The following is an 18101-nucleotide window of genomic DNA, read 5'->3' on the forward strand; positions in this document are numbered from 1 at the left end:
CAGTAGCGTGAATACCGTTTTAGGGGCACTTAACCCAATTGCACTGCGGTTAGGACCAATTCAGGTCCATTGGTACGGCGTCATTATTGCTAGTGCCGTCGTCATTGCGGTTGCACTAGCAGTACGTGAAGGTCAGCGACGGGGTGTTCGGCCCGATGACATTTACGATATGATTTTATGGGCACTTCCGTTTACTTTAATTGCGGCGCGGACTTACTATGTGATTTTCCAGTGGTCATATTATCGTCAGAATCCCGGTGAAATCATCCGTATCTGGGATGGTGGAATTGCCATCTATGGTGGCTTGATTGGCGCCGGAATTGTGGTCATTTTATTCTGTCGGTCACGCTTTATCCCAACTTGGCTAATGCTTGATATTGCCGCACCAACGGTGATCATGGGCCAAGGTATTGGTCGCTGGGGTAACTTTATGAATCAGGAGGCTTTTGGTCGAGTGACTAGTCTGAGTTTCTTACAAGGCTTGCACTTACCTGATTGGCTGATTAACCAGATGTATATCCGTGGCGCGTATCGGCAACCAACATTCTTGTATGAGTCGGTATGGGATCTATTAGGATTTGCCTTACTGATGCTCACGCGTCATCGCACACATTGGTATAAGCAGGGTGATGTCTTCTTGACTTATGTTGCTTGGTACGCCTTTGGTCGCTTCTTCACAGAAGGGATGCGGACTGACTCGCTCATGTTATTTAACGTTATTCGGGTCTCACAAGCGTTGTCAGTGGTACTGTTCTTTGGTAGCATTGGCTTAATGATCTGGCGCCGGCGTCACAATCCGAATAATCGTTGGTATTTAGCTGGTTCTGGTCAAAAGGTTGTCGCAGAAAATAAGTAGATTAGAGGGTTATTTGAATGATGAAAAAAATTGCCGTTTTAGGTGCTGGCTCATGGGGTAGCATTTTGGCAAATCTGTTGGATGAAAATGGCCACTCAGTGCGGCTCTGGTCGTACTCACCGGCCCAAGTCACAGAATTAAATGAGCAACACACGAATGAGCGATACGTTCCTGATTTTAAATATTCAGAAACGTTGACCGCTTATTCTAATCTAACACAGGCGATTGATGGTGCGGATGTAATCTTGTTTGTCGTACCAACCAAAGCGATTCGCGAAGTGGCCCAACAAGTGACTGCCGTGCTTGCCAAGACCCATCAGCGGCCGATTATTGTGCATGCTAGCAAGGGACTCGAACAAGAGACACACAAGCGGCTGTCGCAAGTTTTGGCAGAAGAAATTCCCGCCGAATTACGACAAGCGATCGTTGTCTTATCGGGCCCTAGTCATGCTGAAGAAGTGGCCCGCCACGATATTACGTTGATTACGGCGGCTAGCGCCGATGAATCTGCAGCCGAATTAGTACAGCAACTCTTCATGAATGACTATTTCCGCATTTACACGAATACCGACGTGGTTGGTGTTGAACTAGGTGCGGCGCTCAAAAATATCATTGCCCTGGGTGCTGGTGCGCTACACGGCCTGGGCTATGGTGATGACGCCAAGGCAGCCTTAATGACTCGTGGTTTAGCTGAAATCAGTCGGCTCGGAGTGGCGTTGGGCGCAGAGCCGTTGACATTTATCGGTTTATCCGGTGTTGGCGATTTAATTGTTACGGCAACTAGTGTCCATTCGCGTAACTGGCGCGCTGGTAATGAGTTAGGTGCTGGTCAGGACCTCAAGACGGTGATTGATACCATGGGCATGGTTATTGAAGGTATCCCGTCAACTAAAGCCGCTTACGAGCTTGCACAGCAACAAAATATCGAAATGCCCATCACTGAAGCGATTTATGATGTATTATATAAGAGTGCCGACATTAAGGAAGTCATTCCACAATTGATGCGGCGCGAGGGGAAACCTGAGATTCAGTAGGAATTTCCAAACTAATTTCACTATTTTTAGGAGGATTTATCACATGTCAAAAGTTAGAAAAGCCGTTATCCCAGCGGCCGGATTAGGAACACGGTTTTTGCCTGCTACTAAGGCGATGCCTAAAGAAATGTTACCAATCGTTGATAAACCAACGATTCAGTTCATTGTTGACGAAGCTCGTAAATCGGGGATCGAAGACATTGTTATCGTCACGGGTAAGAGCAAGCGTAGTATTGAAGATTACTATGATTCTAACCCAGAATTAGAGGATAACTTACGGGCTAAGCACAAGGAAGAAATGCTCAAGCTGGTTCAAGAAACCACAGACATTAACTTGTACTTTATCCGGCAATCACACCCACGTGGTTTGGGCGATGCCGTTTTAACGGCTAAAGCTTTCGTTGGTGACGAACCTTTCGTCGTCATGCTTGGTGATGATTTAATGGAAGACAAAGTACCGTTAACCAAACAGTTAATGAATAGCTATGACAAGACACATGCGTCAACGTTAGCTGTTATGAAGGTTCCTCATGAGGAAGTTTCTAAGTATGGGGTTATCAATCCTGAAAGTGAAAAGGAACCGGGCCTATACAACGTTAATAACTTTGTTGAAAAGCCATCACCTGAAGACGCGCCTAGTGATCTTGCTATCATTGGTCGTTACTTATTAACACCAGAAATTTTTGATGTTCTTGAAAACCAAAAACCTGGTAAGGGTGACGAAATTCAATTGACGGATGCCATTGATACGTTGAACAAGACTCAGCGGGTCTTTGCCCATGAATTCAAGGGGACTCGGCACGATGTTGGCTACAAGTTTGGCTACTTGAAGACGACGATCGAATACGGGTTAACTCATCCGGATGTTAAGGCTGACTTGCGGACTTACATCAAGGATCTTGGTGCTAAGTTATCTAAAGAAGATAGCGCCGCTCCTAAAACAACGAAGAAACCAACTAAATAATACTTGATTAATTAAAACAACCGTGAAATCTATTAAGATTTCACGGTTGTTTTTAGTTAACTGCTGAATAATTGCGATTCACTAATTAAGCTGGCACCTAGTGGTCGGCTTTTAATTTGAATAAATGGGGCTTGCCATAATAATAACCTTGGCGTAGTGAAATATTTAAGTCATTCGCCATTTGATCTTCGGCATCGTTTTCAACACCCTCTAGAATTAACCGGATATCATGTTGTACCGCAATGTCGCGCCAGAATTTTAATTGAATGGGAATCTCGTTTTCACGATCTTCGGCCCGAAAGTTTTGCATGGCGAATTTGATTTCTTCGGCCGATTCGAGTAGCGGTTTAATGTGGTCGTAAACGTTGATTCCCGTGCCAACGTCATCAATGCTAAATTGTAGGCCGTTAGCCTTGTACTTATCAATTTGTTGTTGCATCGCCGCCAGTGTAAACGTATCTTCACCGGGTTCTTCTGTGACTTCGACGATAACATGAACCGGGAATAGCTTTTTCTGAGCATCAATGACTGCGGCAGCAATATCATCATTTAAAAATTGCTTGCGATTAAAGTTAATTGATACTGACCCAATTTTTAATGCAAGCTCACTAGCCGTAGCCTTTAGTAAGCTGACTTGTACATCGATCGGAATATTATCGAAGCTTTCTGGTAAGGTCCACCGGTCCTGATCAGTCTCACGATAGCGAATCAGCATCTCGTAGCCAATCAGTGAATTATTAAATTTATCTAACTGGGGCTGAATAAAATAGCGGTACATAAGGGAACTCCTTAGACTTGAATTAACACGATTTGATGCTTCCTAATACATACTATACCAAAAAATGAATAAGTGAAACTGTTTGACACCATCTTTTTTTGCATGGTATCGATTATCAATTGGGCTAATGATGATTGTGCTAAACTGCTTGGTGAACAAGGTAATTTTCTGAAAATGAGTAAAAAGTCAATTAGTGGTTACCTGGCAAAGCTGGTATGGACGATATTGTGAGAATAACTGCTTGCCAGCGTATCGCTGATTGGTTTTTAAAAGTAGTTATGTTTCATCATGACCTGTATTTATATTAACTAGAGTTATGTATTTGCGCAGTAAAGCGGTTATAATATACCTATGGTTAAATAAATAAAATTATAATTGGGAGCAAAATGAAATGAAGATTGTAATTGTTGGATGTACGCATGCGGGGACCGCTGCGGCTGCACAAATTCTGAAGGATCATCCGGAGGCTACGGTCACGATTTATGAGCGTGATGACAATATTTCATTCTTATCATGTGGGATCTACCTTTATCTCGGGGGAAAGGTCAATCACTTGGAGGATATGTTCTATTCGTCACCAGAAACGTTAGCCAAGTTGGGGGCAATGGTCAGAACCAAACATAACGTGTTAAAAATTGACGCCCAGTCGAAGACCTTACAAGTGGTTGACATGACTACTGGAAAAGTGTTTGGCGATACTTATGATAAATTGATTATGACGACTGGTTCAAATGTTGCGGTCCCGCCGATTTTTGGAATCGATGAGTCTAAGGTCCTATTATGCAAGACCTACAGCCAAGCACAGGAAATTTACCAAACAGCCCAAGACAATCAGCGGATCGCAATCATTGGGGCGGGTTATATTGGAACCGAATTATCTGAAAGTTATGCGAATACACATCATGAAGTAACGTTATTCCAATCGCATGATCAAATTTTGAATAATTACATTAGTAAAGAAATTTCAGACCAAGCAGTTCAGCTATTAAAAGATCATGGCGTGAACGTGCTATTGAATCACCAAGTAACTGCCTTTACTGGTAATGATGATGGTGAACTTGTCATTGAAACCAATCAAGGCGATTTTAATGCTGATTTAGCAATTGTCGGAACTGGGTTTGTTCCCAATACGGAACTGTTACGCGGTCAAGTTGAGATGGATAAGCACGGTGCCATTATCATCAATGATTACGTTCAGACCTCTGACCCAGATATTTACGCTGCTGGTGATTCTTGTGTTGTTAACTTCAACCCAACTGGGCGTTCGGCTTATACGCCATTAGCAACCAATGCGGTTCGGCAGGGTGCGTTAGCGGGGGCCAATGTTTTTGGTAACCAGCAACGATATATGGGGACTCAAGCGACATCGGCCATGCAACTCTTCGATCACACGCTGGCAACCACGGGGTTAACACTGGCAATGGCGAAATTGAATCATATTCCAGCTGAACGGGTGACTTATGAGGGCAACTGGCGACCAGCTTACATGCCAAGTACGGCGAAACTGATGATTGAATTAATTTATAATCCGGAAAATCGTAAAATTCTCGGTGCTCAGTTCTTAAGTGCGCATGAAGTGGCACAGTCTGCTAATGCGTTATCAATCGCGATTCAAAATGGAAACACCATCGATGATCTAGCATTTGTGGATATGTTATTCTCACCTAATTTTGATGAACCCTTCAATTATCTGAACCTCGTCGCCCAACAAGCGATTGAACAAGAACGCCAGGCAGGCCGCAATCACCCACGAATTACGGCCTATGGCGATTGGGCCAAGCAAAATGACAAGGATTTACAATAGACGTCCAGGACGTCTGCGTTACCTTGGGTGGCTGGTCGTGTTAGTGATGCTGACTGCAGTTGTCAGTGGGTGTCGGAAACAAACTACGGTTAGTACACCACGACATGCGCCAAGTGGATTTGTAACGACGACGGCCTATGCGACTAAGGTGTCAAAGCAACGGCGGGTAAAACTAGCTGCATTTATTAAACGAGGACTTTTGACGAAGCAAGGGCTTTATACGAACTATTTAGATACGCGTAAACGGACGACTGCAACGGCCACTGGTCATGAAATGTTGAGTGAGTCATCGGGGATGTGGCTACAGTACCTGGTTACGACTCGCCAATGGGCACAATTTCGGCAATTCTATCGCCAGACGAAAGCGACCTTTAATGAAAACGGGTTGTTCAGTTATCGTTATGATCCACGTACCAAGAAGCGGTATGCGGTCAACGCTACGTTGGACGATTTACGGATAATCCGTGCGCTACTTACTTATGATCAAGCACATCATACTAATCATTATCGCCAGAAAGCCACGCAACGTTATCAGAATCTGGTCAATACAACAATCAAGGATGGGCACCTGGTCGATTATTACGATGTTCATGCGCGTAAGGCAACTACGACGGGCAGTTTAGCTTACTTTGATTTACGAACACTTAAGTATTTTGAACAAGATACTAAGAAGGGCCGGAGTGCGTATAAGAAGCAATTGATTGTCCTTAAGGGCGGTTATTTAGGTGATGTTTTTCCCTTGTATGCAAAAAGTTACCAATGGACCACTAGCCAATATAGTGATGGTAACCTGAATACATCAGAGGCTTTGGAAACCTTATTGCATTTAGCAGAAGTTGGTCACCTAAAAGCGACTAGTCGGCGATGGCTGATTCAACGGGTCACCCACCGTGATTTAGCAAACGGTTATACGACAAGGGGCACGGTGAGTGTTGGTGGTGAATCAGCGGCCAACTATGCGTTAGCGGCGTCGATCTTTGCGACGCTGGGTGATGAAAAGCATTATCAAGTTGCGATGAATAATGTTTGGCGATTGCAGGTACAGCAAGACAGTTCGCCGATTAACGGTGGTATTGGGGATGTCAAAACCAAGCAAGTGTATTCATATAGTAATTTGACGGCGCTAAACGCAGCGTTTAATTAGAGATTGAGGTAATCTTTGTGACTAAGTTAAAACAACAATTTTGGCGCGCAACGCGGCTGTTTCAACAGCTAATGCCACCCCCACTACTCGCAACTTTACTTTGTGCTGGTTTGGCTGCTTATGTGGCATTTGTACCGCCCATTAACGGACTGGCTGATAATGGCGATTTTTATCGGGCGATGTATACCAATGGTATTTATAAGTTGCTGGGAACGCACTACAACTATTTTGATTTTGTAACGCAGAAATTTGGCTTGATGAAGTACTACAACGACTATCGATCGGTGAACTTTTCATCTCAGCCCTTATTTGTGAAAGTGGCTATCGGTCTCAATAAATTATTTTATAGTAAGACGGTATTTGATATCCGGTTTATGGGTATTGTGAATGTGATTCCTTATCTGGGTGGCATTTATTTATTGACGGATGCTTTGACGTATCCTGCCAAGCGTTTTCGAAATTATCTGATTGCGGGATTAGTCGTTCTAGTATTTGGTGATTCTTCATTTACATTGTATTTAAATTCTTTTTTTGCTGAGCCCCAAATGTTAGGACTAACTTTAATCTCATTTTCAGCCGTCTTACTGCTAGCGCGACAACGATATCGGCGGCGGTGGCCACTCGTTGCATTGTATTTTGTTTGTACAGTTCTATTGATAACTAACAAGTCACAAAACGCCCCGCTAGCATTGAGCTTTGTGGTCGTGACGATTGGGTTACTATTTTTGCCACACTTTAACGCAATGCGTGTGTACTTGCTTGCGGGAATGGTCATGATCTTGATCACGGGTGGACTGACCTATAAATTGATCGGTCAAGACTTTGTGGATATCAATACCTATCAGACTTTTTCGCACGGCATCTTGACCCAAACCGATGATCCTAGTAAGGATCTTGCTCAGAATGGGATTGATGAGCAGTATGCCTTAATGCAGTCACAAGACTACTACGCTAAACAGTTTGCGACGATTCAAGCTTCTGGTTCTTATGTTAAGAAAAACTTGGTTTCTAAGCTGGGAGTTGGTTGGGTATTAAAGTATTATGCGACTCATCTGAAGCAGTTTGGCAAATTGATGGATCTTGCCGCCGCCGATGTCATGATTACTCAAGTTAAAGCGGTTGGAGATTACACCCAAGCGTCAGGAGCACCCGCAGGAAAACAACTAACATTCTTTACAACGTATAGTCAGATTGCCGGGGCTTTTTTTCCACAAAAGTTTGCCTTTAATTGTCTTCTAGTAGTTGCGTTAGTGATGGTTTATCTGGTTGGTTTTTATAATGATTTGCGTCAGCAGCGAATCGAAGGCGTCTTGCGGTTTTTCTTAGTATTAGGTTTTTTGTCGATTTTTATTTTTGTGCCAATTATTTCAATCATTGGTGATGGTGATGCAGACTTAGCAAAACATTTATTTATGGTTCCGGTTAGCATTGATCTAATTGTCTTGCTGTTTATTTCGGATACCTTAAATCACCGTTTGTGGCATGCCTATCGAGAGGAGGACCAAGATGCATAAGCGGTTATGGCAGTTGGTAATCATGGGTGTCATTATACTTTGTAGCTGGTTATTGCCGACAGAGATCCACGCTCAAACATCAGCAACACACGTTATGCTGGTTTATGATTCGCGGAATGTGGCCAATAATGATCAAACCAAAATCGCGATGATTCAACGAATCCTGACCGGTCTACACATTAGCATCAAAACGGTGGCGGCCGAAGATTATCATGCTGGCGAACTACGACACTATCAAGGCGTTATTACGCTAATTAACTGGCCGCAGACTAAGCTCAACAATGCAGCGTTTATCAAGGATCGTAAGCAGTTCAGCGGTACGAAGCTGCATATTGGCACAAATCTGACCGCTATTGAGGCCCAACAATTGAATGCCCAACCGGTCAAAGTTTACCAACAACAGTTCTTTCTTCAGAGCAATGATCAACAAGTTCGCCAATTATTACCATTTATGAGCAGTATGACGGCACTCACAAAGTTACCCGCTAAGGCCAAAACAATCGGCTATTTGAGGGCACAATCATCGCTAAAACATGAATATCCTTATGGAACCATCGTTGGTCGATACGGTTATCTACCTTATCTTTCAACTGGAGGTTATAGTTTAGTGTTAGCTACTCAGACAATGGCAACATTATTCGGTACCCGTAGTCATTATCAACCATTGTTAACGATTACTAAGGTAACGCCGTATTCTAATCTTAATTTGTTGAATAAACTCAGTGCGACCTTATATCAACAAGGGATTCCATTTGCGGTTAGCACAACAACGGTTGGCACTAATGGCAAATTCAAAGCGTATCAACGCTTTGCCAAAGTTTTACGGTTAATCGAAAACCGTGGTGGGGTTATTTTCTTAAAAACACCTGTCGTTGGTGGTGTTACGGCAAGTAGCGGTCCTGGACTGAGCAAGTTGATGGACAGTTACGTCATTCAGTTAGCACAGAATCAGGTTTATCCAGTTGGAATTAGTGCTTCCGCTTATTGGAACCAGGACAGGGTCTACCGCCAGAACGCTTTAACTAAGGCGAATCAGGTTCTCTTATTACCCGATCCTAAGGTGACGACTTATGCCCATCAAGATAATCAAGCAACGGTATTTGATCAGGCCTTTTATGGGGTTAGTGCTAAATCCTTTGAAACGCTGAAATCTGGTGATCAGCTCAGTAAGTTAGCGCTGAATTTTGCCATTCCCACCGCACTTACAATGACTATGCCAGATAGTGAGACGAGTTTACACAATTTGACTAGACAACTCAGCCGAATGAACTATCAGTGGTTTGACCCTGCACAACAAATGACAACGACGATGCTCAAGAGTGGAACAGCGACGATCAGTTATCGGCGTGGAACGTATTTGTTAAACGGTGCGCCCACACAAGTGACTGATAATGCGCCAGCGACGACAACCTTGGCTGCAGTAAAACCAGCAGAAAGCTGGATGAATCGGTTCTTTAAAACTCAGGGGAGTGTGTTATTGATTTTCTTTTCGGTGACATTGGGAATTTTTGTTTTGTTTATTGTGATTGGTCGGCGGGTTTATTTGAATATGTTTAAACCTAAGTAGGGGACGGCATCGTTGCTATCATAACGGGAGGAATTAATATTAGTATTTTAGATTATTTTCTATTCTTGGCTGTATTGTCGATTTGGGGCATTCTAGTCGTGAACGTTGTCTTAACAATTGCGGGCTATGTGAATTATTTACAAAAGGTGCGACGTCCTGAACCTCAATTACCGGTAAAGGTACCCTTTGTCTCAATTATGGTGCCCGCGCATAACGAGGGTATTGTAATCGTCAAAACGTTACAGTCGTTATTGAATTTTGATTATCCCAAGGATCGTTATGAAATTATTATTATTAATGATAATTCGGATGATAATTCTGCTGAATTACTGGCGGAAGTGCAGTCATTGTATCCACATCGAAACTTGAAAGTGATCAATACTGATAAGACTAATGGTGGTAAGGGAAAGTCGAATGCGCTTAATATTGGCCTTAAACAGGCACGTGGTTCGTTGATTTCGATTTATGATGCGGATAATACACCTCAAAGAACGGCATTACGGTATTTGGTGGCTGAGTTAATGAGTGATCAACGGCTAGCGGCAGTGATTGGTAAATTTCGTACGCGGAACAAGAATGCATCAATACTGACACGCTTTATCAATATTGAGACGCTATCATTTCAGTGGATGGCTCAGGCGGGCCGGGAAAAGTTGTTTAAATTATGCACGATCCCGGGGACCAATTATGTTATTCGGCGAGATATTCTTGAGAAAATTGGTGGTTGGGATGTTAAAGCATTGGCGGAAGATACGGAAATCAGTTTTCGCGTTTATCGAATGGGATATCGGATTCGCTTTCAACCCCTAGCCGTTACCTGGGAACAAGAACCCCAAACTTTAGATGTGTGGTTTCATCAGCGGACACGGTGGGTCAAAGGCAATATTTATGTCATTTTAAAAAACGCACGGCTACTTTTCACTAAAACGGGGCGGCCAATTCGATTTGACTTGTTGTACTTTCTATCGATTTACTTTTTATTAATGACGTCGCTGATTTTGTCAGATAGTATGTTCGTCCTTTCAGTAGCTGGAATCGCACACTCCGACTTGGTAGGGTTCAGCAATATACTATGGCTAATGGCCATCATCACATTTGTAATCAGTACGTTCGTGACAATTACAACGGAAAAAGGGGAAATGACGATTGCCAATTTAATGATTATTGTTTTTATGTACTTAGTCTATAGTCAGATGTGGCTGGCAGTGGCTGCACATGGAATGGTGGGGTATGTTCGTGAACAAGTTTTTCATCAACAAGCAAAGTGGTATAAAACCAAACGGTATCAGTAAGTGGTTCTTCTGGTTAATAGGCATGCTCGCTTTATTAATTGGGATGGGTAGTAATCTAAGCTGTCCTATCAGTGGGCAGGCAGCAAATAATCTACAAACTTATACGCAACCTTTTCAAAACTCAACAACGACACTGTCTGGTGATGCAGTTGAGGCCAATATGTATTTTATTAAAATGGATTATTGGCAAGTCAAAAAAGTGACGATTAATCTAAATTTCCAAATTTCGCAGTTGGCCAATCGAGAGACATCTGACATTACGTTGTCGTTGAACGGAACGAAGTTTTACTCATTCCGGCCCAAAAAGGAGACTGGACTCCAAACTAGGGCTATCGAAGTCCCACTGCGGTTAATTCAAGGTGAAAATCAGTTAAAGATCAGTGGGCAGATCCTGAATAAAAAAGGCCAGCAAAGTTCTCAATTGGTGCAGACACCTGCCAACTGGTTGACGATTTACAATGGGGCGAATGCTAACTTTGAGTATCGCTTGCAACCCCCAACAACGGCTATTAAATCTTTTTATGCGCATTTTTCTGGGACTGATACCATCGCGAATGCTAATTCAGTCATAACGCTGCCACATCAAGCATCAAACGCAGAGTTGTCAGCTGGCATGTATGCGTTAACGGGTGAGGCGCGGACCATTACCACAGAGAATACACAGATTCCGGTAACAACGGCAGATACCGCGGTGGCTAAACAGGCTGATTATCAGTTGGTCATTGCGACTTATCAGCATTTGCCTAAAGTGTTTCAGCAGCAACTTGATCGTCAGCGACTGCGAGAACATGCAGTTATCAAGACATATACGCATGATGATAAACATTATTTAATTGTGAGTGCCTTCAATACCAAATTATTGCAGAAGGCAAGCCGATTTATTGCTAATCAGGAATTAATGCAGGAAACAGTAGCAGATACGAAATACATCAGTAACAGCACACAGACGTTTACCTCTGAGCTACAATACGGTGGCAAAACGCAATTGACGACCAGCGATGATTATTTGACTGGCGCTAAACATCAGTCAAGTACTTATTTTGTTAGTCTCCCTGTTGATCGGACCAATGCTGATGGTTCGAAAATCCGGATTCATTTTCGCTATGCTAAGAACCTGGATTTTAAACGATCGCTTGTAACGGTTTATGTAAATGATTCCGCTTTAGGTAGTAAAAGACTCACAGCAGCGCGTGCCAATAATGATGAGTTGACCGTTAGTCTGCCGAAAGGAAAAGCGCTAGGGCATAGTTTCACGATTCGTGTCGCCTTTGATCTTGAGATGAGTGAGGCGGCTCAAAGTGATAATGCCCAAACACCGTGGGCGCTGATTAAGGCTGATTCTGAAGCGACGATTAAGTCAAAGCCAGTCGCAGCTTTATTATTTACGAATTATCCATATTTGTTTTTGAAGAATGCGACCTTTAACCACATTGCAGTTGTTCGACCACGAACGCTGACTAGTGACGATTTTCAAACGCTAACTAATATATTTAATCTTATTGGAACTTATGCGCAAAGTAATACTGGCAATATTCAGTTTTATACCCATCAGCCTAGTAAAACGGTACTCAAAAATAGCAACGTAATTGCGTTTGGGACGCCAGCTCAAAACGCGTTTATTCGGTCTCTGAATTCTAAGCTGTATTTTAAATATAATCGACATTTTACTGGGTTCCTGTCAAATGAGAAACTTAGTATTGAGAAAACGTATGGTCAAAATATTGGCACTGCCCAGCTGTTACGCTCACCGTATAATCAGCGAGCGGGATTGCTAGTTGTAACCGCCGCGAAGAGTAGTGATGTCTACCGGGCGTCTACTCAAATCAATTTTCAACGGAACATTGCCCAGTATCAAGGTGATGCGATTGTCGTCGATCACGATAATAATCATTATAATTATCGTTTTAAGAAGCATAAGACAGTTAATGATGGCGTGAACGCCAAAACAGTTATTCAGAAGAATTCTAAGCTAGTGATTTATTTAGGTATTGCGTTGCTAATCGTGGTGATCATTTTACTGGCAGGATTCCTGATTATGCGTAAAAGTGGTTTGTTAGAGCGAAAGGGGCAGCACCATGAATGATGATCAACGAACATCTATTTTTGCTGACGTTTATTTGTTATTATTTTTAGCGCTTATTAGCACGATGGCCGTACTGATGGCGTTAACCCCTAATATCACACTTAATACGATCTATTTAGGTGTAACGATCATTATGATTTTGATGACTTATTTTTTCGGTGTGGTCACTGGTCTAATGGCTAACTTACTATTTATCTTTGCTCAGGCAATCGTCATGATTTATATTAATTCAACGCATCACGCCGTAATTCCAATGATGATGATTTTTTGGTTGATTATGCCGTTGCTTTTGTCAGCTACTTTTTATGGCATGACCCGGCAATTAATACAATTGCAAGCGGCCAATGCCAAGCTACGAGCAGATATTATGAAACGAGGGGCCTTTGACGAACAAACCAATTTGCGAACAACTGTCGCATATATTCAAGATGCACAAGTGTTTATCGAAACGAATCGACGGTTTCAATTACCGGTTACCACGGTTATTATTCGGGTGCGATACTATAATGAAATTCGACGGATGATGAGTGAACAACAATACCGTGATTTATTGCGGTTGGTCTCGGATACGATTACATCGGCAACGCGAGATAACGATATTACCTATTCCCTTGATCAGAATAATCCAACGTGGGCCATCTTGTTATTTTCAGACCAACCAGGCGCTCAAATTGCAGCGAACCGCATTAAATCTAATTTTGAAAAAAATTTACAACGCTCAACCAGCCTAAATTCATTAGAAATCTTATTGGTGGTTGGTATCGCGAGTTGGGATGCGGAAAAGATGAAGAGCCCGTATGATTTTATGAATACTGGCATTAAAGAAACTGAGTATGATGTGGCGCGTTGATTTCGGTTGTGTACAAACAAGATAGTCGACAAATGTAAATTTTGGGGGTATATTAAGCGTCATAGGAATTTAAGTGGAAGGGGTCTTTAGAAATGGCAAAGAGTTACGACGTGATTATTATTGGTGCGGGGCCTGCCGGCATGACAGCCGCCCTCTATGCTTCACGAGCCAATCTATCAGTGCTACTATTAGATCGCGGAATCTATGGTGGACAAATGAATAATACCGCCGCAATTGAAAATTATCCGGGCTTCAAATCTGTTTTGGGGCCGGATTTGGCTAAAGACATGTATGAATCAGCGACCCAGTTTGGTGCTGAATACGCGTATGGTAGCGTCGAATCCGTTGAAGATCGTGGCGATGTTAAAATTGTGACGACGGATAGCGATACGTTTGAGACTAAGGCCCTTGTCATTGGGACTGGTTCTGAATATCGTAAGCTGGGTGTTACTGGCGAGGATACGTATGGTGGCCGCGGTGTCTCATACTGCGCAGTTTGTGATGGAGCGTTTTTCCGTAACAAGCATGTAGTTGTCGTTGGTGGCGGTGACTCAGCGATTGAGGAAGGCACTTACCTGACACAGCTTGCTGATAAGGTGACGGTTATTCATCGTCGTGACCAATTGCGGGCACAACAAATCTTACAAGATCGGGCTTTTGCTAATCCAAAGATGGAATTTGTTTGGAATAGCAACGTGACGGAAATCATCGGTGATGATAAGAAGGTCACGGGAGTTAAGGTTAATAATAATAAGACTGGTGAAGACAGTGAGATTGCGGTCGATGGTGTCTTTATCTATGTTGGTATTAACCCAATTACGAAGCCATTCAGTAATCTTGGGATTACTGACGAAAACGGCTGGATCGAAACTAATGACCACATGGAAACCAAGGTCCCTGGTATTTTTGCAGTCGGTGATGTTCGTAAGAAAGATTTACGCCAAGTTGCGACGGCGGTTGGTGAAGGCGGAACTGCCGGTCAAGGCGTTTACACTTATATCACTGCTTTAGGCGACAAAGTTAACAATTAAATAAAATTAAAAAATGCGTAGCTGATTTAATTGAGATCAGCCACGCATTTTTTATTGGTAAATATAGCGTTAGTCATTGTTTGACGATGACCAAAGGTTCGCGAATTAGTGTTGATAGGGAAATAGAAGCAATTGCTTGTTAGTATACGTTGCCAGGTAAATATCACTGACAGTATAGTGCTGGGCCTGCAATTGGGTCAGTAACCAGGCTTCATCATGATTACTAGTTTCAAGCGCATCGAGGTTGACCTGACCATCGACGATTATTGGATACTTGACGGCGTCGTCGCCCACTTGGGTAATCGTCAGTTGGCCGTTTTGTTCAAGTACGGCCCGTTTGACGTAGCGAATATCCGTGATACCTTCTGTACGCAAGCGAAACATCAGATCGTTAGCACTCATCCCATTTTTGAGGGCCGTGCTGACGAGTAATTGCCCATTTTTAATCAATAGCTGTGGCTGTCCATCAATCAAACGTTTCACGTAGCGATTGTGATGTGTTAGGAATCGCAGGACCAGCACTAGCAGTGTCCAGATGAGAAGCACTAAAATGTATTGTAAAACAGTAACGCTGGTACTATAAATCATGCCCCCAACGATTGCACCGAGAACGTAGTTTTGAACTTGGTCGAGGGCGCTGATTGGCGCAAGGTTACTTTTACCAGATAGATTGATTTGTAGAATGATGGTCAATAGCCCGAGGGCCAGTTTGATCGTCACATCCCAGTATGAAAACATTTATTGCCCCTCCTTAACATAATTGATTGTTGATTGAATCGGTGTGGCTTTAGTCAGGGTATAACTGTTTCCATCCGTATTGATCGTCACGTTATAGATATGGTCATGGACTTTAATGAGCATCCCACTGCTGACAGAACTTGTATTAGACCAGACCGCGGTTTTACGAACCCCTTTTTCTTTGGCGACACGCTGCATAATTTGTGTCACTTGTGATTTTTGGTTGAAACTATTTTTGATTGTCTGCCATTCATTAAATTGAATGCCGACGAGCAGCAATAATAATAAAACCATGATAATGAATAAGTCGCGGTATTTTAGGTCTGTTTTATGGCGGTACCATAACCAGCTGAGTATGGCGATTATTAATATAATGATGCCGATGGCTGCGAGTTGGACAAGAGTATGATTGTTATTTTGATGGACTAAGTAGTTGTATGAATAAAAAGTCATGATGGCCTCCTTATAAGATTTATTATAGCAAGTTTTGATAGTGACTGAACTAACTAGCACTTCAGAATTTATGGGTATTCGCACTGATGCGGGCCCACTACGCATTTAAAATGCATTAATTAATGGATTTTCTTAGTAAATTTTACTTTGTAAAGTGTGTCAATGTTGTATACTATTTTTGTAAGCACTAACAAATATCGGAATTGGAGATGGTTTTTGTGAGTTGGCAGGATACTTATAATACCTGGAAAAACCAAGCGACACTTGAAACTAGTTTAAAACAAGAATTGACGGGCATGGCTGGCGATGACGCCGCCTTAGAAGACGCCTTTTATGAACCAATGGAATTCGGAACCGCGGGGATGCGGGGGGTACTTGGACCTGGTATCAACCGGATGAATATTTATACGGTTCGTCAAGCAACGGAAGGGTTAGCACGCTTCATGGATACCTTGCCTGCTGAGGTTAAGGAACGCGGGGTAGCAATCAGTTTTGATTCCCGCCATCATTCAGAAGATTTTGCGCATGAATCTGCGCGAGTATTGGGCCAACATGGTATCAAGTCATACGTTTTTGAAAGCTTGCGGCCAACCCCAGAACTTTCATTTACCGTTCGGCATCTGCATACTTACGCAGGGATCATGATTACGGCGAGCCATAATCCGAAGCAATATAATGGCTACAAGATTTATGGCGAAGATGGTGGTCAAATGCCACCTAAGGAATCTGATCTTATCACATCATATATTCGTAAAGTTGACGATGTCTTTGCGATTGCCGTTGCTGATGAACAACAATTATTAGCTGATAAGACGGAAACCATTATTGGGGATGATGTCGATCAGGACTACTTAGCTAAGGTCAAAGAAGTGACGATCAATCAAAAACTAGTGGATGAAGTCGGTAAGGACATGAAGTTAGTCTTCACACCATTACATGGGACTGGCCGGATGCTTGGCGAAAAGGCTTTGAAGAATGCCGGGTTTAAAAACTTCAGTGTTGTTAAGGAACAAGCTGTGGCTGACCCTGAATTCTCGACGGTTAAATTCCCTAATCCTGAATTTCCTGAAGCCTTTAAGATAGCCATTGATTTGGGTAAAAAAGAAGGTGCGGATGTCTTGATTGCGGTTGATCCTGATGCTGACCGGTTAGGGACAGCTGTTCGTCAACCTAATGGTGAGTATGTTCTGTTGACGGGTAATCAAATTGCCGCTGTCTTGTTACACTACATCTTGCAAGCAAACAAGGATGCCGGGACGTTACCGACCAATGCGGCCGCAGTTAAGTCAATTGTTTCAAGTGAATTTGCTACTAAAGTAGCGGCTTCATATGGTGTCACGATGATCAATGTCTTGACCGGTTTCAAGTATATTGCTGAACAAATCGAACATTTTGAAGCCACTGGCGAACATACCTATATGTTTGGTTTTGAAGAAAGTTACGGTTACTTAATCAAACCATTTGTTCATGACAAGGATGCGATTCAAACCACAGTGCTTTTAGCCGAAGTAGCGGCTTATTATAAGCAACAAGGTAAGAACCTTTATGATGGATTACAAGACTTGTTTAAGGAATACGGTTACTTCCGCGAACAAACCACGTCCGAAGAATTTGATGGCGTTGGCGGCAGCGATAAGATTGCGGCTCTGATGACTAAGTTCCGAAGCGAAGCACCAACTGCCTTTGCCGGCTACGATGTCACTGGGACTGAAGACTTCCAGAGTCAAACGGAAAGCTTTGCTGATGGCCACACGGCACCAATTGCTTTGCCAAAGGCGAATGTCTTGAAGTATCATTTAAATGATGGCACTTGGATCGCCATTCGGCCATCTGGTACGGAACCAAAGATCAAGTTCTACATTGGGACGCTAGGTAGTACGTTAGAAGAAGCTAATGATAAGTTAGCGAAATTTGAAGATGCCATTCAAGCGTTTATTAAAGAATAAATTGGTTATTTAGTCAGAAGTTGTACGGCCCAGCTGACTAGCCATGC

At 42.8% G+C, this 18101-nt stretch carries 15 protein-coding genes; 12 read left to right on the top strand and 3 right to left on the bottom strand.

The window, feature by feature from the left end:
* Positions 1-7 precede the first annotated feature (7 nt).
* Genes lgt through galU form a run of 3 tightly spaced genes read left to right on the top strand, consistent with a single transcriptional unit; the run spans position 8 to position 2854 of the window.
* The gene (gene lgt, locus MZO41_RS07660; RefSeq protein WP_003641008.1) at positions 8-856 is read left to right on the top strand and encodes a prolipoprotein diacylglyceryl transferase; all 849 of its coding nucleotides are present in this window, start codon (positions 8-10) and stop codon (positions 854-856) included.
* 17 nt (positions 857-873) lie between these two features.
* Positions 874-1890: an NAD(P)H-dependent glycerol-3-phosphate dehydrogenase gene (locus MZO41_RS07665; RefSeq protein ID WP_003641009.1), complete on the top strand. Its 1017-nt coding sequence runs from the start codon at positions 874-876 to the stop codon at positions 1888-1890.
* Between the two features lie 43 nt (positions 1891-1933).
* Positions 1934-2854 carry a UTP--glucose-1-phosphate uridylyltransferase GalU gene (galU, locus tag MZO41_RS07670; RefSeq protein WP_003641010.1) on the top strand — a complete coding sequence of 307 codons (921 nt, stop codon included), beginning with the start codon at positions 1934-1936 and terminating at the stop codon, positions 2852-2854.
* Between the two features lie 97 nt (positions 2855-2951).
* Here the strand turns inward: galU and MZO41_RS07675 are convergent, their stop codons facing one another.
* A complete protein-coding gene (locus MZO41_RS07675) occupies positions 2952-3632 on the bottom strand; it encodes an EAL domain-containing protein (RefSeq protein WP_003641011.1) in 681 nt (226 codons plus the stop codon).
* A 391-nt stretch (positions 3633-4023) separates the two neighbouring features.
* Between MZO41_RS07675 and MZO41_RS07680 the strand changes: the two genes are divergently transcribed.
* From MZO41_RS07680 to trxB, 8 genes are all read left to right on the top strand, one after another.
* Positions 4024-5436 carry an FAD-dependent oxidoreductase gene (locus tag MZO41_RS07680; RefSeq protein ID WP_003641013.1) on the top strand — a complete coding sequence of 471 codons (1413 nt, stop codon included), beginning with the start codon at positions 4024-4026 and terminating at the stop codon, positions 5434-5436.
* The gene (locus MZO41_RS07685; protein ID WP_003641014.1) at positions 5417-6580 is read left to right on the top strand and encodes a glycosyl hydrolase family 8; all 1164 of its coding nucleotides are present in this window, start codon (positions 5417-5419) and stop codon (positions 6578-6580) included. The genes MZO41_RS07680 and MZO41_RS07685 overlap by 20 nt, the downstream gene beginning before the upstream one ends.
* Positions 6581-6597: 17 nt before the next feature.
* Positions 6598-8094, top strand: a complete 1497-nt coding sequence (wsfD, locus tag MZO41_RS07690; RefSeq protein WP_003641015.1) for a glycan biosynthesis hexose transferase WsfD — start codon at positions 6598-6600, stop codon at positions 8092-8094.
* Entirely contained in the window at positions 8087-9661 is a 1575-nt protein-coding gene (locus MZO41_RS07695) for a hypothetical protein (RefSeq protein WP_013355252.1), read from the top strand. The genes wsfD and MZO41_RS07695 overlap by 8 nt, the downstream gene beginning before the upstream one ends.
* A gap of 38 nt (positions 9662-9699) precedes the next feature.
* On the top strand, positions 9700-10953 hold the full coding sequence (locus tag MZO41_RS07700) for a glycosyltransferase family 2 protein (protein ID WP_044429357.1): 1254 nt from the start codon (positions 9700-9702) through the stop codon (positions 10951-10953).
* The gene (locus tag MZO41_RS07705) at positions 10892-13036 is read left to right on the top strand and encodes a cellulose biosynthesis cyclic di-GMP-binding regulatory protein BcsB (RefSeq protein ID WP_080396939.1); all 2145 of its coding nucleotides are present in this window, start codon (positions 10892-10894) and stop codon (positions 13034-13036) included. The genes MZO41_RS07700 and MZO41_RS07705 overlap by 62 nt, the downstream gene beginning before the upstream one ends.
* On the top strand, positions 13029-13886 hold the full coding sequence (locus MZO41_RS07710; RefSeq protein ID WP_003641019.1) for a hypothetical protein: 858 nt from the start codon (positions 13029-13031) through the stop codon (positions 13884-13886). Before MZO41_RS07705 ends, MZO41_RS07710 begins: the two co-directional genes overlap by 8 nt.
* A gap of 92 nt (positions 13887-13978) precedes the next feature.
* The gene (gene trxB, locus MZO41_RS07715) at positions 13979-14917 is read left to right on the top strand and encodes a thioredoxin-disulfide reductase (protein WP_003641020.1); all 939 of its coding nucleotides are present in this window, start codon (positions 13979-13981) and stop codon (positions 14915-14917) included.
* A gap of 105 nt (positions 14918-15022) precedes the next feature.
* Here the strand turns inward: trxB and MZO41_RS07720 are convergent, their stop codons facing one another.
* Positions 15023-15655 carry a DUF421 domain-containing protein gene (locus tag MZO41_RS07720; RefSeq protein WP_003641021.1) on the bottom strand — a complete coding sequence of 211 codons (633 nt, stop codon included), beginning with the start codon at positions 15653-15655 and terminating at the stop codon, positions 15023-15025.
* Positions 15656-16108 (bottom strand): DUF3290 domain-containing protein, encoded by a 453-nt coding sequence (locus MZO41_RS07725; protein WP_003646084.1) that lies wholly within the window; start codon positions 16106-16108, stop codon positions 15656-15658.
* A 218-nt stretch (positions 16109-16326) separates the two neighbouring features.
* Here MZO41_RS07725 and MZO41_RS07730 point away from each other — a divergent pair, with 218 nt between their 5' ends.
* Positions 16327-18054, top strand: a complete 1728-nt coding sequence (locus MZO41_RS07730; protein WP_058906924.1) for a phospho-sugar mutase — start codon at positions 16327-16329, stop codon at positions 18052-18054.
* Positions 18055-18101: the final 47 nt, after the last annotated feature.

Origin of the sequence: Lactiplantibacillus sp. C232, from assembly GCF_023806725.1 — a bacterium.
Taxonomy (GTDB): Bacteria; Bacillota; Bacilli; order Lactobacillales; family Lactobacillaceae; genus Lactiplantibacillus; species Lactiplantibacillus plantarum.